The organism is Methylomonas sp. 2BW1-5-20 (genome assembly GCF_052474515.1).
Genome location: NZ_CP184127.1, coordinates 2323415 through 2344557, shown reverse-complemented (window position 1 = coordinate 2344557; position 21143 = coordinate 2323415). Strand labels below are relative to the sequence as shown.

Here is a 21143-nt window from a genome sequence, read left to right as displayed (position 1 = left end):
TCCTTCTCCCTCAGGGAGAAGGTTAGGATGAGGGAATCAAGTAATTTACCCTTTTTAATTCTCCTCACCCAACCTTCTCGGCAACTGCTACCAGCGTTGCCCTACCTCCTGCGTCCGTGCAGTCGTCCAGCGGGAGATGGCGGCTACCCACCTTATGTGTATTGCAGTTATACCGTCAAATACCGCTTCACCATATCGTCTGCCAATTCGTTCATCGCCCCCACCGCCACATGCCGGCCACGGTCCAAGATGCAGAATTGATTGGCCACTTTGCGCGCAAACGGCAGTTTTTGTTCGACCAGCAATACCGTCACGCCCAGTTCTCTATGGATACGATCGATGGCTTGGTGGATTTCGCCGGTTTCCGGTTTGGGTATTGGGCTGGACACACCGCGCGATTTGTTCAGACGAATGATCACGTCGCCGATTTCGCTGACGATGTTGGGCTGGATGCCTTCGGTGGGTTCATCCAAAATCAACAAGCGCGGATTCAATACCAGCGCCCGACCTATCGCCAATTGCTGTTGCTGGCCGCCGGACAGGTCGCCGCCCCGGCGCTTCAGCATTTGTTTTAACACCGGAAAAATCTCGAAAATACTGTCCGGGACTTTTTTGATGCCGTGCTTGTTGGCGGCGCGCAGGCCGGTTTTCAGGTTTTCTTCCACGGTTAATAGCGGAAAGATTTCCCGGCCTTGCGGCACGTAACCGATGCCCAGTTCGGCACGGGATTCGGCTTTGGCTTTGGCCAGTTCCACGCCGTCGAATTGAATGCTGCCGTCCGCGACCGGCAACAGGCCCATGATGGCTTTCAGTAAAGTGGTTTTACCGACGCCGTTACGGCCCATCAGGCAGACGCAGGCGCCCGCCGGTACGCTCAAATCCAGGTCCCACAGGGTGTGGCTGGCGCCGTAGTATTGTTGCAATGCGCTGATATTTAACATCATCCCCCCAGGTAAACTTGAATCACGCGAGTATCGTTTTGGACTTCGTCCATGGTGCCTTCGGTGAGCACCGAGCCTTCGTGCAGCACCGTCACTTTGCGAGCGATGCTGCGCACGAATTCCATATCGTGCTCGACCACCACGATGGAATGCTTGCCTTGCAGGGACAACAACAATTCGGCGGTACGCTCGACTTCCTGATGGGTCATGCCGGCGATAGGCTCGTCGACCAGCATCACTTTCGGGTCTTGCATCAGCAGCATGCCGATCTCCAACCATTGCTTTTGGCCGTGCGACAGCGCGCCGGCCAATTGCCGTTGTTGAGCGGGCAGGGCGATGGTTTGCAAGACGTCCTGGATGCGGTCGCGTTGCTCGCTGTTGAGTTTATGAAATAAAGTCGGCCAAGTGCGTTTGTCGGTTTTTAAAGCCAGTTCCAGATTCTCGAACACGGTCAAGGCGTCGAATACGCTGGGCTTTTGAAACTTGCGGCAAATGCCGGCCTGGGCGATAGCCGGTTCGTCCAGTTCCAGCAAATCAATGGTCTGGCCGAAGAATACCGAGCCGCTGTCGGGCTTGGTTTTGCCGGTAATCACATCCATCAGCGTGGTCTTGCCGGCGCCGTTGGGACCGATTAGGCAGCGCAATTCGCCGTCGTCGATGTACAGGGATAAATGGTTTAGCGCCCGGAAGCCGTCGAAGCTGACGCTGACGTCTTCCATGTACAGAATAGGGCCGTGGCGGGCGTCGACTTCGCCGTCCAGCGGCAGGCTGGCGCCGCCTTCTGTGGTAGTTGCAGCCGAGATCATCATGCCGGTTGTCCTCCGGTAGCGTTAAGAGTGGGTTTGGGTTTACTGCGACGGCGCAGCAGGCCGACGATGCCGTCGGGCATTAACAAGGTGACCAGGATGAAGGCGCCGCCCAGGCAAAACAGCCAGGCATCGGGCATCAGACCGGTCAACACGGTTTTGGCGTAATTGACCAGCACTGCGCCGATGATCGCGCCGTACAAAGTACCGCGTCCGCCGACCGCGACCCAGATGACGATCTCCAGCGAGTTGAGTGGTGAGAATTCGCTGGGGTTGATGATGCCGACCTGCGGCACGTAAAGCGCCCCGGACAGCCCGGCCAGCATCGCCGCGAACACGAATACCCAGAGTTTGAACAATTCCACCCGGTAACCGAGAAAACGCACCCGCGATTCCTGGTCGCGAACCGCGGTGACCACCCGGCCCAGCTTGCTGTTCACAATCCAGCGGCACAGCAGCAAAGCACCGATCAGGCTCAGTCCGGTCATTAGTAATAACACCGAGCGGACCGCTTCGGATTGGATATTGAAGCCCAGGATGTCTTTGAAGTCCGTCAAACCGTTGTTGCCGCCAAAGCCCATTTCGTTACGGAAGAAAGCCAGCAACAATGCGTAAGTCAACGCTTGGGTGATGATGGACAAATAAACGCCGGTCACCCGCGAACGAAACGCCAGCCAGCCGAACACGAAGGCCAGCAAACCGGGCGCGAGCAATACCATCAGCATCGCGAAACCGAAGTTCTCGAAGCCATGCCAATACCAAGGTAGTTCGGTCCAGTTTAGGAACACCATAAAATCCGGCAGTTCGGCATTGCCGTAGACGCCGCGGGTGCCTATCTGCCGCATCAAATACATGCCCATTGCATATCCGCCCAAAGCAAAGAATGCGCCCTGGCCCAGAACCAGAATCCCGGCGTAGCCCCAGACCATGTCCAGCGACAGGCCGAGCAGGGCGAAGGTGAGGTATTTGCCGATTAGGGATACGCTGTAAGCAGAGAAATGTAGGGCCGAGTCTTCGGGGAAGATTAGGTTACAGAGGGGGATTAATAGGGTGACGCTGGCTAGGGCGATTAGCACAGAAGCGTAGGTTTTATCTTGGGTCAGATTGGTAATATTCATTTTTGACTTCCGTCTAATTTAAAGTGTCGCTATCGCGACGGCTTTTTTGGAGTCGGGTCTCGGCCCGACAGCCGAGGTACTTTTCTTTGCTTGTCCAAAGAAAAGTACCCAAAAGAAACGACACCCGGATGCCGCTTTTATCCTGCGCGCCGAAGCTTTTATCGAGGGTCGGCAGAAGGGGCTTCCCAGCCCCGCCGCCGACGCAGCGCATCCATGCGCTGCCCCTTCGGGCTGATCTCGATAAAAACTTCGGTGCTCGGCGCGGCATACGGGATCAAACAACCTCAGCCGCCCAGATTTGCGTAGGGTGGGCAACTTTGCCCACCGTTGGCTGTGGACTCCGCTTGGGCACTTAATAGTGTCCACCCTACGACTCCTATTCGAAATTACTTAAAATATTATTCAATTCTCTAATTTGTTGTTCAGCCATACCTGACTTGCAATATGTGTAGGATGATGCAACCCATGATGATGAACCTCCATTAATATCTGCCTGAACAGAGCAAAACTGTTCTCGATATTTCATCCAAGTCATTTGAGATTCCACTAAATTGTCAGCTTGTTTTTTATATGAGTCTGACTTAGAAAGAATTTCCAATAACTTTCTATATGTAACATCTAGATCTTTTTCTGTAGTTTCTAAAGATGATTTAGCATCACAGTCGGACCTTATTCCACTACCTGTTGGAAGTTCGTCGCATTCATTTGAAAACGCGTTTAACGGAAATAACACTAGGATAAATTGCAAAACGACCATTTTCATTGGAACCCCCCGTAACTTGAATCGTGTGTCAACAGAGTGTAGGAGTTATCTCTTCGTTTTGTACATCCAATAAGCTTTCTCTCGTTCCAACTCGGCGCATATGACGGCTAGCCCGTAGGATGTGCTGAGCGAATGCGAAGCGCATCTGTCGCGAGCGATGCGCCTCCTATCGTCGGCACATCCTACAAATTCTTACCATAGTCAAGCTATCCATCCACTCAAAATCTCGCGAGGTATATACTCCCCTCTGCCGCGCCGAGCACCGCAGGGTTTGAACGGAATAGCCCGCTAGGGGCGTCGCATGGATGCGGCGCGTTGCATGTAGGGGCTGGGAAGCCCCTTCAGGCAACCCCGTTCAAACCCGAGGAGCGCAGGAAGCAAGCGGCGGCGGGGTGGCTTTTTCTTTGGATACTTTCTTTTGGCCAAGCAAAAGAAAGTATCTCGGCTGTCGGGCCGACACCCGACTTCAAAACAACCCGTCGCGGTAGCGACACAAACCCCAAAACCTTAAGACTCAGCAGCCCTCCCTTTCTGCGGAAACAATCCCCTAGGCTTCTTCTGAATAAACAAAATAATAAACACCAACACTAAAATCTTCGCCAACACCGCCCCCGCATAAGGCTCCAACACCTTATTGGCAATGCCCAGCGAAAACCCAGCGACCAAGGTACCGAACAAATTCCCCACGCCGCCAAACACCACGACCATGAACGAATCCACGATATAAGCCTGACCGAGATTCGGCCCGACGTTGGTGATCTGACTCAAGGCTACCCCGGCCACGCCGGCGATACCGGAACCCAAACCAAAGGTCATCGCGTCTACCCGTGCGGTGGGGATGCCCATGGCCCTCGCCATGCCGCGATTTTGCGCGACGGCACGTACTTCCAATCCCAATTTTGTGCGTTTCAAGATTTGCAGCAGCGCGGTAAACACCAGCAGGCAGAAGATCAGGATGTAAAAGCGGTTCCAGGTCAGCGAGAGGAAGTCGTTGATCTGCCACGAGCCGCTCATCCACTCGGGTGTGGAGACGCTGCGGTTCAGCGGCGAGAAGATAGAGCGCACGCTTTGTTGTAAAAACAAACTAACACCGAAAGTGGCCAACAGTGTTTCCAGCGGCCGGCCGTACAGGAAGCGAATGATGCCGCGCTCGATGGCGATACCCACCAAGGCGGCAACTAAAAACGCCATCGGGATCGACAAGATCAAGGCCGTGCCCAAATAATTAGGCATGATTTGTTGCATCACGTAAGTGGTGTAAGCGCCCAGCATCATCAGTTCGCCGTGAGCCATGTTGATCACGCCCATTACCCCAAAAGTGATGGCTAGACCAATCGCTGACAGCACCAGCACCGCGCCCAGACTCAAGCCAAAGAACACGGTTTCGGCGGCGGCGTAAGCTTGCATGCGTTCGCGGATTTTGATCAGTGCCGCTTCGGCCAAATTGCGTACGTCGCTGTCGGCTTCCAGGAAATTGCCGTCGGCGTCTTTCTCGATGACCGCTTGCAGTTTGTTGACCACGTCCTGGCTGTCCAGGTCTTTTAAGGCGGCGATAGCAGCTATGCGTTGGTCTTTTTCCGGGCTGTTGATGTCTTGCAATAACAGCATTTTATTAATCGCGCTTTTGATGTCGGCGTTGGTTTCGGTGGCCAGATGATCGCGCAATAAAATCACGGCTTTGTCGTCTATTTCATTGGCCAATGCTTGCACGGCCATCAGGCGCAGCAGCGGATCGGCGTCGTTCAATTGCAGCAGCGCGATGGTTTTGCGCAGCACGCCGCGCAGTTTGTTGTTTAAGCTGATTTTTCCTACCGCGCTGCGTTCAACTTCCGCCAATGCCGCGCCGCTGAGCGGATCGCTGAGTTGGTAACCGGTCGCGCTTTCCTGCGCCAGAACCAGTTTGCTTTCGGTTTTGAAGTCGAACAATTTGCCATCTTGCAGGGCTTGCAGCAGCTTCAGGTTATTGCTGTCGCCGCCCAGGGTTTCGATGGCTTGCTCACGCTCCGGCATGCTGCCTGTTCTGAGTTGTTCCAACGCGCTGCCGGCGTCTTGGGCCAAGGCCGGTTGCGCACTAAGGCATATTATCGCCAGTAGCCAAGCGGCCAGTTGTGGAAGCCGTTTAAAAACGCCGCCGGCTCTCAATCCGGCCTGAGTAGAAGCTATAGTCATCATGCTCAAGAAGCTGTCCTTGGGGGAACGGTAAGCCGGGTGCGAGCCGGACGGCGTTTTTAAACGGGTTCTAAAACGGGGTGTGTGCATCGTCTGGCCTCTTTTGGGGGGCGAGGCCCGCGGCATCCTGCCGTGAACCTCGCGGGTAACATCCGCTGTTAATAGTTCTGTCCTGAACACTTTTTGGTTTTGGTGTTGTAGTTGCCGCAGCTGATAGGCGCGGTCCAGTCGGCGATGATCGGTTTGCTGTCCGGCAGGAAGTCGGACCAAGCGTCGCCATCGACCAGTTTGTTGGTTTGCCAGACGGTAACGAATTGACCGTCGTCTTGAATCTCGCCAATCAACACCGGTTTGCTGATGTGATGGTTAGGCAGCATTTTCGACATACCGCCTGTCAGGTTGGGGTATTCGACGCCGATCAAAGCTTTTTGTACCGCGTCAGAATCCGTGGTGCCGGCTTTCTCGACGGCTTTCACCCACATGTTAAAGCCGATGTAATGGGCTTCCATTGGGTCGTTGGTGACGCGTTTCGGATTTTTGATGTAGTCCTTCCATTCCTTGATGAACGCGGCGTTCTTCGTGGTATCGACGCTCATGAAGTAGTTCCAGGCCGCCAAGTGGCCGACCAAGGGTTTGGTGTCCATACCGGACAATTCTTCCTCGCCTACAGAAAAGGCGATGACCGGGATTTTTTCCGCAGAGATGCCTTGATTGCCCAGCTCTTTGTAGAACGGAATGTTGGCGTCGCCGTTGATAGTGGAAACCACTGCGGTTTTCTTGCCGGTAGAGCCGAATTTTTTGATGTCGGCGACGATGCTTTGCCAGTCGGAATGACCGAATGGCGTGTAGTTGATCATGATGTCCGCCGGTTTAACGCCTTTGGATTTCAGGTACGCTTCCAGGATTTTGTTGGTGGTGCGTGGGTAGACGTAGTCGGTACCGGCCAGTACCCAGCGTTGCACTTTCAGATCGTTCATCAGGTAATCGACCGCCGGAATCGCTTGCTGGTTGGGCGCGGCGCCGGTATAGAACACGTTTTTAGACGACTCTTCGCCTTCGTATTGCACCGGGTAGAATAGGATGCTGTTTAACTCTTCGATGACCGGCAATACCGATTTGCGCGATACGGAAGTCCAGCAGCCGAAGATAGCCGAGACCTTGTCTTTAGTGATCAGCTCACGGGCTTTTTCCGCAAACAAGGGCCAGTTGGAGGCCGGATCGACCACCACTGCTTCCAGCTTCTTGCCCAGCAGGCCGCCTTTTTTGTTTTGCTCGTCGATCAGCATCAACATAGTGTCTTTTAGCGTGGTTTCGCTGATCGCCATGGTGCCGGAGAGGGAGTGCAGCACGCCGACTTTGATGGTGTCTTCGGCGCGGGCGGTCGAGGCGCCTAGCAGCAGCGACGTTAGCGCGGCGCCCAGTGCCAGTTTACGTAAGGGATTGCTCAGTAAATTCATCGTGATAGTCCTCTGTTATTAGAAAATTAGATTTGCCATTGGAAGCCGACCATGACCTGGCTGGCGTTTGTACCCGAGTCGGTTGATTTAAAGTCGCTGGCGACGCCTTTGGTCAACAGATCGCCGTATTGGTAGGCGGCAAAAATTTTGGCGTTGTGGCCGTCGATGATGTAGTTGACGCCGCCTTCGTAGACTTCGCGGGTGCTGCTGGTGCTAGGTGCGACGTTGACGTAACGCAGATAAGGTTGGAACTGGCCGATACCGATTTTTTGCGGGAACAGATACATACCGCTGACATCGTAGGCATTGCCCTCGAACATGCCGAAGGTATTGCTGGAGAAAGGTACGTCGGCGTCGCGGCTTGCCTGGCTGAAGCCATTGGAAATGCCGTAGTTTTTGTATTCGCCGTTCAGCGTAACGACGCCGCCGCCGGGTAAGACTTTTTCCATCAACACGTCCGCCGTGGTGCCGCGAAAGTTACCCGGATCAGCCGCCGTGCCGGCGCCGCCTTCTTGATATTGATTGGAGACGCCGACTGTCAGAATGTCGCCGCCTTTACCGTAATAAGTGCCAGAGGTGTAGTAGCCGGGGTTTTTTTCGACTTCCCAGAAGTTATAAGCAAAGCGTTGGGCGTAGAGGATGTTGTGGTTTACATTGGCGCCGCCGCGCAAGCCGCGGAAGAAGCCGGTCGCGTATTGGAAACGGCCGTCGAGTACGGCGCCCCAGAAGGTGACACCGTCGTCGCGGCCGAATGAGCCGGCAGAGTTGCCGTTGGAGCCGATGGTCAGGTTGTAGTCGGCCGGTTCGAACGGGGTGCCGGCGGAGAAAATGTTGTATACCGCGCTATAAAACGGACCGTTCATTTCCCGGCGTTCGGCGGGAACCAGCATCCGGCCTACCCACAAATTGGCGTAAGGCGTTACCTCGAATTTACCGATCGCATCCAGCACCCGCACTTCGCCGCCGTTGCCGCAGGTTTGGCAGTCGGTGTTGAATTCAACTTTCAGGTATTTGTGAATCTGACCGTTGATATATAAACGGATATTGTCCAGGTTGAAGTCGTTATTCCATTTTTCGCCATTGGCCCCGGCGCCGCTTTCCTGGGCGCGGAAGCTGGTCCTTAAGCCCGCGCCGACGCTGACCCATTTGGTGTCGTCGATTTTAAACGTCGCGCCGGCCTGCGCTTCCGGCGCCTGTACCAGGCCGATGGCACCCAAAGCCACCCCGCTCAGCAAGCCGATGGCCCGGCCGCTTAATTTTTGTGGGTTAAAACCAGTCATTTGCATTCCCCTTTATCTGGATTAAACAAACCATTGCCGGCGGCGATGGCGATTGAAAACGTCGGGGAGATTGTTGAATTTTGCCGGCAGCGCCACAATCGGGTGAATGACTCATCAGTCATTTGACGTATGGCCGGTAATAGGCGGCTTCCGTAGAGTGCGGCTTAACTTGGGAGATTTACGATGATGAAAAAAACATCCGATATTGGTTTTATTGCCGGCCTGGCTTTATCGGCATTGATGCAAAACCATCCGGCGTCGGCCGAGCCGGCGGCCGATGCCGTTAAACCGTTGCAGGCTATCGAGTTTGTGTTGGCGGAAGACAACCTGCGGCAATTTGCAATGCCAATTGACGCCGCGCCGATAGTTGAACGCGTGCGGGCTAATTTGGCGGAGTGGGAGTTTCCGTTAGCAACCAAAGGCCCATATAGCTATAGCTTGCAGGCCAAATTGGGCAAAGTCGCCCACCGTGAAACGCCGGTGGGTTTTTCCTTTTCCAGCGGTAACTCCGATCCGCGCGCGACCGATTTCCAAAAAGCCGATGTGTTGCCTATTACCTGCACCTTGCGCGATACCGGCAATCAAGCCGTATTGCTAGAACGGGAATCGACCTTTAGCGCCCATGCCTTGGACAAGGACATGTTGCCGGCACGGATTGTCGATAAATTGGTGGATCAGATCGGCACCGCCTGTCTGGATGTACTGGAACATGCGCCGTTGCCGAAACAACCCGGTCGCGTGAAAACCGAACTGTTCAAACCCAAATGGATGCCGGATGTGCGGGTGGAGGTTCGGGAAGTTCCTGCTGCAGCGTCTGGAGTGGGTACGGCAGCGCAGCCGGCAGCCATTGCTGATGAGCCGAAGAAGGAGATTATTATTCATAACCAGGGAACGCCGGTGATATTTCAGTTTGGGCATGAGAGGAAGTGATTGGTTGTTATGCATCTCAGGGATGCGGGCATCCAGGGCCAGGGATGGTGGATTTGATTTTTGTGTTTTAGAACTTGTTGATCCTATTATTGGGAAGGCCTGTTCCTTCTCCCTCAGTCCCCACAGGGCATAAAGGAGAAGGCTAGGATGAGGGGGTAAGAAGGTGTCGCTGGCGCGACGGCTGGTTTTAATGTCGGGTCTCGGCCCGACAGCCGAGATACTTTCTTTTGCTTGGCCAAAAGAAAGTATCCAAAGAAAAGGCCACCCGGAATTCCGCCTTAATCCTGCGCTTCTCGCTTTTGGCGAGGGTTTTCGGAAGGGGCTTCCCAGCCCCTCCGAAAACGAGCGGCATCCCTGCCGATCCCCTGCGGGCTATTCTCGCCAAAAGCTCCGATGCTCGGGGCGGAATAACGGGATCAACCCCGTCTCGAGATTGCAAGAGTTTAGATGATGTTGATCGTCTTCATTTTATTGGAGCATTCATGAAATTATGTTAGTAACATGTCTTTAGTTACCAACACATCTTAAATTAATAATGAAACTTCGAAATCATTTAACTCCAGAACAAAATATTATTCGTTTAATCTATTTAAGGGTCCTTTCTATAAGTTCGCCAGTAGGCGAATTCGCCACTTGGGTTCTTACAGGAACCGCGGCGATCTTGGGTGCAATTGTCGTTAAGGTAGAAACCATATCGAAAGTGCTCTCTGCACCGAGTCTAAAGTGGGGTTTGGCTTTACTAGTAGTTTCATTGCTAGCCGGTGTTATCACCAAACATCTCAGTATCGCTTTGTCAGCAGCTTTATCGCTATCTGAAGAAGTTTATGAAGAACTCATTTCTTCGGAGGGTATAAAAACGATACAAAGTATGACGTCTTCATTGAATGAATTGAATTTGGAAATGGTATCGGTCTTTACCCTTCCATTACGTAGGATCATGAAAAACTCTTTCGAGCATGGCTGTGTGGATCAATTAGCAAGCGAAAAAAGATTAGTGCGACTTTTTAATATTCAGTTTTATGCCTTTTTGTGCCAAGGACTTTTGGGAGCTTTGGGGTTGTTAGTTTTAGTATTAGGTATTAATTGATTTGGTAAGCTGCGTAGGGTGGGCACGTGCTTTTTGTGCCCACGCGGGGAAACCACAAACCCTGATTTAACCACCGAAAATTAACAACCAAAAATGTCCCGTTACCGCCGCTCGCAAAATCCCGGAGCAACGTATTTTTTCACGGTGGTGACGTATCGGCGGCAGACGATTTTATGCGATGAACCGATACGGGGGGCTTTGCGCAAGGCGATTGCAAGCACTCGTGCGAAACGGCCGTTTACCATTGATGCTTGGGTTTTGTTGCCGGACCATTTGCATTGCATTTGGACATTGCCGGTTGGCGATGGAGATTTTGCAACTCGTTGGGGCATCATCAAACGGCAGGTGAGCGTGGCATGTGGTGACGCATATCGGCGGGCCGAATGGATCAATGCGTCCAAGCACAAACATCGGGAATCGACCTTATGGCAATGTCGGTATTGGGAGCATCAAATACGGGATGAAACCGATTTTGCCCGGCATATGGATTACATTCATTACAACCCGGTGAAGCATGGTTATTGCCAGCGGGTAAGCGAGTGGCCTTATTCGACGTTTCATCGTTATGTTAAGGAAGGTGTGTATTCGATGGATTGGGGCGGTGATGGTGTTGATGAATTGGTTGCGGGGGAAGAGCGGTCTGTCCGCGTGGGCACAAAAAGCCGTGCCCACCCTACGCCTACGAATCGGGATGGTTTTCCTCCCGTTATTCCGCCCCGAGCATCGCAGCTTTTGGCGAGAACAGCCCGATAGGGGAGCGGCAGGAATGCAGCTCGTTTTCGGAGGGCCAAGGATGGCCCTTCCGAAAACCCTCGGCAAAAGCGAGAAGCGCAGGATTAAGGCGGAATTCCGGGTGGCCTTTTCTTTGGATACTTTCTTTTGGCCAAGCAAAAGAAAGTATCTCGGCTGTCGGGCCGAGACCCGACATACAAAACAGCCGTCGCGGTAGCGACACAACAAATGACAGCCATTCACCAAAACATCACCAAAATCCGCCGCGACTATAACGCCCTGGTCGCCAACGAAACCCTGGAAGACTATGCGCTTCGCTACGCGCCGCGCAGCTTTCGGAAATGGAGCGAATTCCAGGTCGCCAATACCGCGTTCGGCTCGACGTCGTTTCTGGTGTTGGAAGCGATCGGCGGTTTTCTGTCGATCAATTACGGCTTTACCAACGCCTGCTGGGCGATTTTGATCGTCGGCATCGTGATTTTCATCACCAGCTTGCCGATCAGTTATTACGCGGCCCGTTACCATATCGACATCGATTTGCTGACCCGTGCCGCCGGTTTCGGCTACATCGGCTCCACTGTCACTTCGCTGATTTACGCCTCGTTTACCTTCACGCTGTTTGCGCTGGAGGCTTCGATCATGTCGTTGGCGATCGAACTGTATTTCCAGATTCCGCTGGCCGTCGCGCATGTGGTCAGCGCAGTGATCGTGGTGCCGCTGGTGACGTTTGGGATTACTACCATCAGCCGGATGCAGTTATGGACTCAACCTGTCTGGTTGGCGCTGTTGATTGCGCCTTACATTGCCGTGGCCCATGCCGAGCCGGAAGCGCTGATGACCTTAAAGACTTATTTTTGGATCGCCGGCAGCGGCCAGGGTTTCGATTGGCTGTTGTTCGGCACTGCCACCACCGTGGCGTTTTCGATGGTGGCGCAAATCGGCGAACAGGTGGATTTTCTGCGCTTTATGCCGGATAAAACCAAGGCCAATAAATTCAAATGGTGGGCAGCGATGCTGGCGGCCGGTCCGGGCTGGATCGTGTTTGGGGTGGTCCGGCAAATCGCCGGTGCCTTGCTGGCGCATCTGGCGATTCGGCACGGTATCAGTCCGCAGCATGCCCACGAGCCGACGCAAATGTATCTGGTGGCCTATAACGCGCTGTTCGAGAATCCGCAATGGGCCTTGGCGACCACCACCTTGTTTGTGGTACTTAGTCAGATCAAGATTAACGTCACCAATGCATATGCCGGCTCGCTGGCTTGGTCGAATTTTTTCTCAAGGTTGACGCATAGTCATCCGGGCCGGGTAGTGTGGTTGTTGTTTAATGTACTCATCGCTTTGTTGTTGATGGAGTTTGGGGTATTCGGCGCGCTGGAAAAGGTGTTGGGTTTGTTTTCGAATATGTCGATTGCCTGGATCAGTGCGGTGGCGGCGGAATTGATGATCAACAAGCCGTTGGGACTCAGCCCGAAGGAAATCGAATTCAAGCGCGCCTATTTGTCCGACCTGAACCCGGTGGGGATGGTCGCCACGTTTGTGGCGTCGGTGGTGTCGATTCTGGCCTATGTGGGTTTGTTTGGCGAATGGCCGAAGGCTTTTTCGGCTTTTATCGCCTTGGGGCTGGCCTTTTTACTGGTGCCGATCATCGCGTATTGTTGCGGCGGCAAGCACTATCTGGCGCGCGACCGGAAAAAGCATAATCGTAAATCGCACGACAAATGCTCGATTTGCGAGAACGAATTCGAACACGACGACATGGCCTATTGTCCGGCCTACGCCGGTAGTATTTGCTCGCTGTGTTGTACGCTGGACGCGCGCTGTCTGGATGCCTGCAAACCGGGCTTCCGCTTTGACGATTATTTGGAGAGTCTGGCCAAGAGCCTGATGCCGGATTTTATCGGCATCACTGCGCGTTTGCGCTTGTTGCGCTTTGGTCTGTTATTCGGTTTTTTGACCATCCTGACCGGGATTTTTATCAGTATCATTTATTACCAGGATTTATTGAGCGTCCAGCATAACCAGCCGGCCTTTGGCTTGTTGATCAACAACTTCCTGAAGATATATGCGTCCTTGCTGGTGTTCATCGGCCTGTGCACCTGGTGGTTGATTCTGAATGCCGAGAGCCGGCGGGTGGCGCATGAGGAAACCGCCAAGCAAACCCAATTGCTGCTGCAGGAAATCGAACAACATAAACAGACCGATCTGAAGTTGCAGCAGGCGCGGCGCATGGCAGATGCCGCGAATCAGGCCAAGAGCCGCTTCTTGAGCAATATGAGCCACGAGATTCGCTCACCGTTGAACAGCATCGTTGGCTACGCGCATATTTTGCATCAGGACCCGAATATCCCGGACAACCGCCGTCAGGCAGTGGACACCTTAAAGCGCAGCGGCGAGCATTTGAGTGCGCTGATCGAGGATATTCTGGACATTGCCCGGATCGAGGCGCGCAAATTCGACTTCAAATACCAGCCTATTGATTTTCCCGGCTTTATCGAACATTTGGTGCATGTCTACAAAGCGCAGGCCGAAGACAAGGGGTTGAGTTTCAATTGTCAATTGACTACGGTGTTGCCACAACGGATACGCGGCGATGAAAAGCGGGTGGGGCAAATATTGATGAATTTGCTCGGCAATGCCATCAAGTTCACCAGTCAGGGCGGCATCGTGTTTCGGATCGGTTACAGCAGTGGCGTGGCCAGCTTTCAAGTTTCGGACACCGGCAGCGGCATCGACGAGCAGCAATTGCAAAATATTTTTCAACCGTTCACTCGGCTGGACACGCCGACCGGCAACGCGGTGTCTGGCAGCGGTTTGGGGCTGACTATCAGCAAAATTCTGACCGAGGTGATGGGCGGCGAGTTGACTGTGCAAAGCGGATTGGGCTTGGGTTCCACGTTTAGCGTGCGGCTGTTGTTACCGAGCCTGGGGGTAGAGAACGAGGCCGAACCGCATGCACCCATCATCGGCTATCAAGGTGCGCGCCGTCGTATCATGATTGTGGACGACCAGCGCGAGCATCGGGAGTTATTATTGTCCTTACTGGAGCCGTTGGGCTTTTATCTGGAAGAGGCCGATTCCGGGGAGGCTTGCTTGGATAAAGTGGTGGAACAGCACCCCGATCTGATTTTGTTGGATATTTCCATGAGCGGTATAGACGGCATCGAAACCGCGATGCGTCTGCGCGAACGCGGTTTACAGATGCCGATTGTGGTGCTGAGTGCCAACGCCTATCCCGGCGATCGGCTGGCGGTGTTGAATGCCGGTTGCAACGACTTTCTATCCAAGCCGATTCAGGTGCCGCAGTTGATGAGCAAGCTGAAGCTGTATTTGTCGCTGGCCTGGGTCTATCAAGACGATGCCGCGCCAGCGGTTTCCGAAAAACTATCCGAACCGATGTTGGTGCCGCCGCCGGAATTGTTGCAAGCCTGCGTCGAATGCGTGCGAATCGGCGACTTGTTGGGCTTGAAGAAAGTGCTGGCGCAACTCGGTCAAACCGAACCGCGCTATAGTGCTTTCTTTGCCAAGCTGACGGTCTTGGCTAACCAATTTCGAGTGGGCGAGATCAGGAAATTGTTGAATATGCAAAAACAGGAGGTTTCCCGATGATGGATGTATCCGCCAGCAATGGCACAGTGTTGATAGTCGACGATACGCCCGGCAATTTGGCCCTGTTATCCGATACGCTGTCCGAAGCCAATTACCGGGTATTGGTGGCTACCGACGGTTGTTCCGCGATAGAGCAGATTCAATACATCAAGCCCGATATTATTTTGCTCGACGTGATGATGCCGGGTATCGACGGTTTCGAGACCTGCAGCCGCTTGAAAGCCGATCCGGACACCGCGCCGATTCCGGTGTTGTTCATGACCGGCTTGAGCGAGCTGGACGATTTGCTGCGTGGCTTTGGCGAAGGTGCCTTGGATTACATTGTCAAACCGATTCGGCCGGCCGAAGTGTTGGCGCGCATTGAGGTACATTTGACGCAAACCCGGAATTTGCGGCGGGCGGAAAGTTTGTTGGATCACCATGAATTTGCTGCCGTGGCTGTCGACGCATCCGGGCAAATGGTTTGGTTAACGCCGGCCGCCAGCGAATGGTTGACTGACTTTGCCGAATTGCAGGGCACGGCGCCGCCCGAGAATAGTAGGCTGCCGGAAACGCTGCACGGCTGGTTTCAGCGTTGGTTGCGGCAAAGTGGGCGGAATGATACAGAAGCGGAATCCGAAGCTCATCGCTTGGCGCCAGGGTTTACGCTTAGAGTGAGTGCTTGCCAGAATCCGGATGAGTTCCTGCTATTGTTGCAGCGCGACGACGCGCAATGGACGCCGGAAACCTTGCGCGATAAATTGAAATTGACCTTCCGCGAAGCCGAGATTTTGATGTGGATCGCCCGCGGCAAGACCAATAAGGAAATCGGAATTATCCTCACCACCAGTCCCAGAACGGTGAATAAACATCTGGAACATATCTTCGAAAAGCTCGGTGTTTCCACGCGAGCGGCGGCAGTGGCGATGGTGTTGCAGCGCGCTTAGTTTAAAGCCAACAAAAAGGCCGGTAACCTTATGGGTTGCCGGCCTTTTTGGGGTCTGGAGAAAGCTTGCTGCCTTTAAGGCATGTACATGCCGCCGTTCACATGCAAGGTTTCGCCAGTTATATAGGATGCTTGTTCCGAAGCCAGGAAAGATACGGCATGAGCAATTTCTTCCGGCTGGCCCAAACGGCCCAGCGCAATCGAGCCAAGCAGTGCGTTTTTAATGTCTTCCGACAGTTCCTTGGTCATATCGGTATCGATAAAGCCGGGAGAGACGGTGTTGACGGTGATGCCGCGCGAGCCGACTTCTTTCGCCATCGATTTGGCAAAGCCGATCATGCCGGCCTTGGCTGCCGCGTAGTTGGCTTGGCCGGCGTTGCCGGTGGAACCCACTACCGAGGAAATATTGATGATGCGGCCGTAACGGACTTTCATCATGCCGCGCAACACGGCTTTGCTCATCCGGAAAATTGAGGTGAGATTGGTGCTGATGATGTCGTCCCATTCCTCGTCTTTCATTCGCATCAATAGGTTGTCGCGGGTGATGCCGGCATTGTTGACCAACACCGCCGGTGTGCCATAGACGTCGCCGGTGGTTTTGATAAAGCTTTCGATGTCCGTGGCGTCGGCCACATTCAGTTTATAACCTTTGCCGTTGTCGCCCAGATACGCGGAAATGGCTTCGGCACCGCTGTCGGAGGTGGCGGTACCGACGACCCAAAAACCGTCGGCGACTAATTTTTCGGCTATGGCCCGGCCTATGCCGCGGCTGGCGCCGGTTACGATAGCAAGTTTTTTATCCACGGAGTTGCTCCACAGCATTGTTGATGGTATCGGTGTCGAATAAGGTCAGATGAGCCGCGTCCGGCGCGATGCGTTTGTTTAAGCCCATCAATACTTTGCCTGGTCCGCATTCGACAAAGGCGGTAACGCCTTGCTCGTGCATGAATTTGACACTTTCTACCCAACGCACCGGCTTGAATAATTGTTCTTTCAATGCGTAACGAATCACTTCCGGCGAGCCGTGCGATTTAACGTCGGCGTTGTGGATGAGCGTGCTATTCGGCATCTCGACATTAATGCCTTGCAGTATTTCGTACAATTGGTTGGAAGCGGCTTCCATTAGCGCGCAGTGCGACGGGACACTTACCGGTAATTTCAACGCGCGTTTCGCGCCCAATGCTTTCAGCGCTTCCATGGCCCGTTCTACCGCCGCAGTTTCGCCGGCGATGACGACCTGGCCCGGAGCGTTGAAATTGGCGGCGGCAACAATTTCGCCTTTGGCGACTTCGGCGCAAGTGTTAACCACTTGATGATCTTCCAGACCCAGTATTGCCGCCATCGCGCCCTTTTCGGCCGGTACGGCTTCCTGCATCAATCGGCCGCGTTCGGCCACCAGACGAATGGCGTCTTCAAAGCCCAGTGCGCCGGAGCAAACCAGAGCGGTGTATTCGCCCAAGCTGTGGCCTGCCATCCAGGCCGGTCTGATCGCGGTTTTTTCGCACCAGGCACGCCATACCGCGACGCCAGCCGCCAGCATAGCGGGCTGGGTATTGTGGGTTTGATTCAAGTCGGTATCGGGGCCGTTTTCGACCAGATTCCATAAGTCAAAACCCAACACGTCCGAGGCTTGTTCGAAGGTTTGTTTTACCAGGGGGTTGGCGGCAGCCAAGGTACCCAGCATGCCGACGGCTTGTGAACCTTGCCCTGGAAATACGAACGCCAGATTGTAACTTTGTTCTATCGTAGTCATGTTTAGTACCTGATTAATGCGGAACCCCAGGTGAAGCCGGCTCCAAATGCTTCCATTAATACGGTTTGTCCGCGTTGAATACGGCCGTCGCGCACGCCCTCGTTAAATGCTAGCAACACAGAGGCGGATGAGGTGTTGCCTTGAGTTTCCAAGGTCAGTATCACTTGATCCATGGACATGCCCAGTTTCTTGGCGGTAGCGGCGATGATGCGGGTATTGGCTTGATGCGGTACCAGCCAATCGATGTCGCTTTGCTGCAAGCCGTTGGCTTCCAGGGTTTCGTCGACAATCCGTCCCAGCGTGTTGACCGCCACTTTAAACACTTCGTTGCCGCGCATACTGATGTAAGCCGCTTCGTTTTGTTTGGCGGCCGCCGCGACTTGCGGATTGGGGCAGTACAGTAAATCTTCGTAGCCGCCGTCGGAATGAATATGCGTCGAAAGAATACCGGGTTGATCGCTCGCGGTCAGCAATATTGCGCCGGCGCCATCGCCGAACAGGATGCAAGTGCCGCGGTCGGTCCAATCGACAATCCGCGAACAGACTTCCGTGCCGACCACCAACACATTTTTGGCAAAACCGGTTTTGATGTATTGATCGGCAATGCTCAGGCCGTAAACCGAGCCGGAGCAGGCGGCTTGAATATCGAAGCCCACGCATTGTTTGATGCCCAGGCGCTCCTGCAATAGGCAGGCGGTGCTGGGGTAGACCCGATCGGGGGTGCCGGTGGCGACGACTATCATGTCGATGTCTTCGGCGGCAATGCCGGCCATTTCGACGGCTTGTCTGGCGGCAATTTCCGCCATGCTGGACGCGGTTTCTTCCGGTCCGGCTATACGGCGGCTTTTGATGCCGGTTCTTTCGTAGATCCAGCTGTCGGACGTATCCACCATGGTGGATATGTCGTCATTGGTGCGTATGGTTTCAGGCAGGTAGCCGCCCGTACCGATAACATGAGTCCAGCGTGTCATTCCTCAACCTTTTGGGCCAGCGCGAGTTCTAATTTTTCGCTGATTTTACGAATAACGCCTTGCGCAACTTCGACTTCGGCCAAATGGATGGCGGTTTCGAAAGCCAGCGCGTCGGCGCCGCCGTGACTTTTGATAACCAGGCCGCGCAGGCCGATGAAACTGGCGCCGTTATAGAGGCGCGGATCGATGCTGTCCTTGAAGCGTTTCAGGACAGGATAAGCAATCAATCCAGCTAATTTGGTCAGCCAGTTCTGTGAAAAACTGTCTTTCAATTTGCCGCCTATCATTTTTGCCGCGCCTTCAATCGATTTTAGCGCCACGTTACCGACGAAACCGTCGGATACGATTAAATCGACTTTGACGTTGCCGGCGTTGATCGAGTTGCCTTCCACGTAACCGATATAGTTCAGCGATGAATTTTCCAGCAATTTGGCGGCGGCTTTGACTTGTTCGTTGCCTTTCATATCTTCTTCGCCGATGTTCAGCAAGCCGATGCGCGGGCGATCGATTTTTTCCACGGCCTTGACCACTTCCTCGCCCATCACCGCGAATTGGTAAAGATGTTCGGCGCTGGAGTCGACGTTGGCGCCCAAATCCAGCATGTGGGTATGGCCGAAAACCGATGGCAGGGTGGAAATGATCGCCGGGCGCTCGATGCCCGGAATCATTTTTAAGACAAAACGGGCTGTAGCCATTAAGGCACCGGTATTGCCGGCACTGACGCAGGCATCGGCCTTGCCTTCCTGGACCAAGTTAATCGCAACCCGCATTGACGAATCCTTTTTGTTCTTCAAGGCTTTTTGCGGTGCTTCGTCCATTTCGACGACCTGCGAGGCGTGTTGAATACTGATCCGACCTTTAAACTCGACCAGCGCTGGCGACAACAGCTTATTGAGAATTGCTTCATCGCCTACCATGATCAGATTTAAATCAGGATTTTTTCTTAAACAGGCCAGTGAGGCGGGAACGGTAACTTGAGGACCAAAATCCCCACCCATGGCGTCAATTGAGAGAGTTGAGCTCACGCTTAGGACTAACTCCAGTAGTTGAAAGGAGCCAAGCGCTGTCGAAACGCGTCGGCTTTACCCAGAGACTATAAAAATCGAATATTACTGCTTGCAGTTATGACGCTTGCGGGGGAAGCGGGATACTTGCGGTCAGTATCCGAGGCTTACCCGACTCGTTCCTTAATAAGCAGCGAGCCAGGACCTACGGCAGTTTAAAACGGTTAATCTTCGTCGTTGCCGGCAATGATTTGACGGCCTTTGAAGAAACCGTCCGGCGTCATGTGATGACGCAGATGGGTTTCGCCGGTCAACGGATCCTGAGCCAGGGTTTTGCCGACTAATGCATCGTGTGAACGACGTTGACCGCGTCTGGAACGCGATACTTTGCTCTTTTGTACTGCCATTTCAATCTCCAGTTTTTTTAAGTTTTGCTAAAACAGAAAAAGGGTTATTCGCCTTAGTCTGACTATCTGTTGCGCTGTAATCGGCGTCTTGCGAACGGTTGTGCGCGAGACAATCGTGTTCGTGCCGGGGGTAATCGGGTAAGGCCAGCAAAATTTCGTCTTCGACCAGCGCGGTTAACGAAATCGTGTCACTGTCCAACAATAGCGGTTCACAATCGTCCAGCTGCTTCGCTTCTTGTAGCGAAGAGACAACAGCCAATTTAAAATCGATATCCAGCGGCCACACCAATGGCTGTAAGCAGGATTGACATTCCAGCTCGACAGCACCTTCGATACGGCCGGAAACGACAATGCGTTTGCCTTCCTTACCGAACTCGATCTTGGCGCTAACATTGCCGCCGTGATCGATCACGCTATCAGACAAGCGCTCGAGCGTCGCGATTTTTAATTCCCCGGACAAAGCGCTTCGTCTTTCGGCGAAGAGTAGGGGATCGATAAGGTCGGGAAACTTGTCTGACATAACTGTACAATCATACAGATAACTATCTGTTGCGTCAAACGCACACTTTCTTAAATCAATACTTAGTCATGACCGCCATTGTTCTCGCCTCAAGCTCGAAATACCGCCGCCAGTTGTTGGAAAAACTGGGTATCGACTTTCTCAGTTTCAGTAGCGAGATTGACGAGAGTCCGTTAACTGACGAGTCGCCGGAGGCTTTGGTAAGCAGATTATCGATTGCGAAGGCTGAAGAAGTGGGTAAAACATACTCCGACCACTTAATTATAGGCTCCGATCAGGTTGCCGTGCTGGACCGAGAGATATTGGGAAAGCCGGGTGGGCGCGATGCGGCGATAGAACAGCTTACCAAGCAATCTGGCCGGATAGTGCAATTTTATACGGGCATCTGCGTGTTGAATAGTGCCAGCGGTCTACACCTGACGGATCTGGATATTTGTAGCGTGTATTTCAAAGCGCTGGAGTATGCTCAAATTCAGAGATACATCGAGCTGGATCAACCGTTCGATTGCGCCGGTAGTTTCAAGTCGGAAGGTTTGGGGATTGCTCTATTCAGCAAAATTGTCGGCGAGGATCCTAATGCCTTGGTCGGTTTACCGTTGATAAAACTGGTGGCACTGCTGGAAAAGTTTGGCGTTCATGTGATTTAGCCTAAAGCTTTCTCAGTGAGCCTTAGG

At 53.5% G+C, this 21143-nt stretch carries 18 protein-coding genes and 1 pseudogene; 6 read left to right on the top strand and 13 right to left on the bottom strand.

Annotated elements, in window-relative coordinates:
* Positions 1 to 167: 167 nt before the first annotated feature.
* The 7 genes from ACH50O_RS10600 to ACH50O_RS10570 form a co-directional block, all read right to left on the bottom strand.
* A complete protein-coding gene (locus ACH50O_RS10600; protein WP_446812139.1) occupies positions 168 to 941 on the bottom strand; it encodes an ABC transporter ATP-binding protein in 774 nt (257 codons plus the stop codon).
* Positions 941 to 1750, bottom strand: a complete 810-nt coding sequence (gene urtD / locus ACH50O_RS10595; RefSeq protein WP_446811978.1) for an urea ABC transporter ATP-binding protein UrtD — start codon at positions 1748 to 1750, stop codon at positions 941 to 943. The genes ACH50O_RS10600 and urtD overlap by 1 nt, the downstream gene beginning before the upstream one ends.
* Positions 1747 to 2865, bottom strand: coding sequence for an urea ABC transporter permease subunit UrtC (gene urtC, locus ACH50O_RS10590; protein WP_446811977.1), 1119 nt, complete (start codon positions 2863 to 2865; stop codon positions 1747 to 1749). Before urtC ends, urtD begins: the two co-directional genes overlap by 4 nt.
* A 376-nt stretch (positions 2866 to 3241) precedes the next feature.
* Complete coding sequence (locus tag ACH50O_RS10585; protein WP_446811976.1) at positions 3242 to 3628, bottom strand: lysozyme inhibitor LprI family protein; 387 nt, start codon at positions 3626 to 3628, stop codon at positions 3242 to 3244.
* Between the two features lie 507 nt (positions 3629 to 4135).
* Positions 4136 to 5800: an urea ABC transporter permease subunit UrtB gene (gene urtB / locus ACH50O_RS10580; RefSeq protein WP_446812138.1), complete on the bottom strand. Its 1665-nt coding sequence runs from the start codon at positions 5798 to 5800 to the stop codon at positions 4136 to 4138.
* Positions 5801 to 5955: 155 nt separating this feature from the next.
* On the bottom strand, positions 5956 to 7254 hold the full coding sequence (urtA, locus tag ACH50O_RS10575) for an urea ABC transporter substrate-binding protein (protein WP_446811975.1): 1299 nt from the start codon (positions 7252 to 7254) through the stop codon (positions 5956 to 5958).
* Between the two features lie 26 nt (positions 7255 to 7280).
* Positions 7281 to 8540, bottom strand: coding sequence for a hypothetical protein (locus tag ACH50O_RS10570; protein ID WP_446811974.1), 1260 nt, complete (start codon positions 8538 to 8540; stop codon positions 7281 to 7283).
* A 177-nt stretch (positions 8541 to 8717) separates the two neighbouring features.
* Here ACH50O_RS10570 and ACH50O_RS10565 point away from each other — a divergent pair, with 177 nt between their 5' ends.
* The 5 genes and pseudogenes from ACH50O_RS10565 (at position 8718) to ACH50O_RS10545 (ending at position 15815) form a co-directional block, all read left to right on the top strand.
* Positions 8718 to 9464: a hypothetical protein gene (locus ACH50O_RS10565; protein WP_446811973.1), complete on the top strand. Its 747-nt coding sequence runs from the start codon at positions 8718 to 8720 to the stop codon at positions 9462 to 9464.
* A 535-nt stretch (positions 9465 to 9999) separates the two neighbouring features.
* The gene (locus ACH50O_RS10560; RefSeq protein ID WP_446811972.1) at positions 10000 to 10551 is read left to right on the top strand and encodes a hypothetical protein; all 552 of its coding nucleotides are present in this window, start codon (positions 10000 to 10002) and stop codon (positions 10549 to 10551) included.
* Positions 10552 to 10644: 93 nt separating this feature from the next.
* Positions 10645 to 11184: pseudogene (locus ACH50O_RS10555) on the top strand (REP-associated tyrosine transposase); the annotation flags it as partial.
* A 327-nt stretch (positions 11185 to 11511) separates the two neighbouring features.
* Positions 11512 to 14889: a hybrid sensor histidine kinase/response regulator gene (locus ACH50O_RS10550; RefSeq protein WP_446811971.1), complete on the top strand. Its 3378-nt coding sequence runs from the start codon at positions 11512 to 11514 to the stop codon at positions 14887 to 14889.
* The gene (locus ACH50O_RS10545) at positions 14886 to 15815 is read left to right on the top strand and encodes a response regulator (protein ID WP_446811970.1); all 930 of its coding nucleotides are present in this window, start codon (positions 14886 to 14888) and stop codon (positions 15813 to 15815) included. The genes ACH50O_RS10550 and ACH50O_RS10545 overlap by 4 nt, the downstream gene beginning before the upstream one ends.
* A 74-nt stretch (positions 15816 to 15889) precedes the next feature.
* Here ACH50O_RS10545 and fabG read toward each other — a convergent pair whose 3' ends face one another.
* From fabG to ACH50O_RS10515, 6 genes are all read right to left on the bottom strand, one after another.
* Complete coding sequence (gene fabG, locus ACH50O_RS10540) at positions 15890 to 16618, bottom strand: 3-oxoacyl-ACP reductase FabG (protein WP_446811969.1); 729 nt, start codon at positions 16616 to 16618, stop codon at positions 15890 to 15892.
* Positions 16611 to 17567 carry an ACP S-malonyltransferase gene (gene fabD / locus ACH50O_RS10535; protein WP_446811968.1) on the bottom strand — a complete coding sequence of 319 codons (957 nt, stop codon included), beginning with the start codon at positions 17565 to 17567 and terminating at the stop codon, positions 16611 to 16613. Before fabD ends, fabG begins: the two co-directional genes overlap by 8 nt.
* A gap of 2 nt (positions 17568 to 17569) precedes the next feature.
* Positions 17570 to 18538 (bottom strand): beta-ketoacyl-ACP synthase III, encoded by a 969-nt coding sequence (locus ACH50O_RS10530; RefSeq protein ID WP_446811967.1) that lies wholly within the window; start codon positions 18536 to 18538, stop codon positions 17570 to 17572.
* A complete protein-coding gene (gene plsX / locus ACH50O_RS10525) occupies positions 18535 to 19536 on the bottom strand; it encodes a phosphate acyltransferase PlsX (RefSeq protein ID WP_446812137.1) in 1002 nt (333 codons plus the stop codon). The genes ACH50O_RS10530 and plsX overlap by 4 nt, the downstream gene beginning before the upstream one ends.
* Positions 19537 to 19766: 230 nt before the next feature.
* Positions 19767 to 19949 carry a 50S ribosomal protein L32 gene (rpmF, locus tag ACH50O_RS10520; protein WP_020482631.1) on the bottom strand — a complete coding sequence of 61 codons (183 nt, stop codon included), beginning with the start codon at positions 19947 to 19949 and terminating at the stop codon, positions 19767 to 19769.
* 1 nt (position 19950) lies between these two features.
* Positions 19951 to 20469: a YceD family protein gene (locus tag ACH50O_RS10515; protein WP_446811966.1), complete on the bottom strand. Its 519-nt coding sequence runs from the start codon at positions 20467 to 20469 to the stop codon at positions 19951 to 19953.
* A gap of 68 nt (positions 20470 to 20537) precedes the next feature.
* On the opposite strand from ACH50O_RS10515, the gene ACH50O_RS10510 reads away from it, so the two are divergent.
* Entirely contained in the window at positions 20538 to 21116 is a 579-nt protein-coding gene (locus ACH50O_RS10510; RefSeq protein ID WP_446811965.1) for a Maf family protein, read from the top strand.
* The last annotated feature ends 27 nt before the right edge of the window (positions 21117 to 21143 follow it).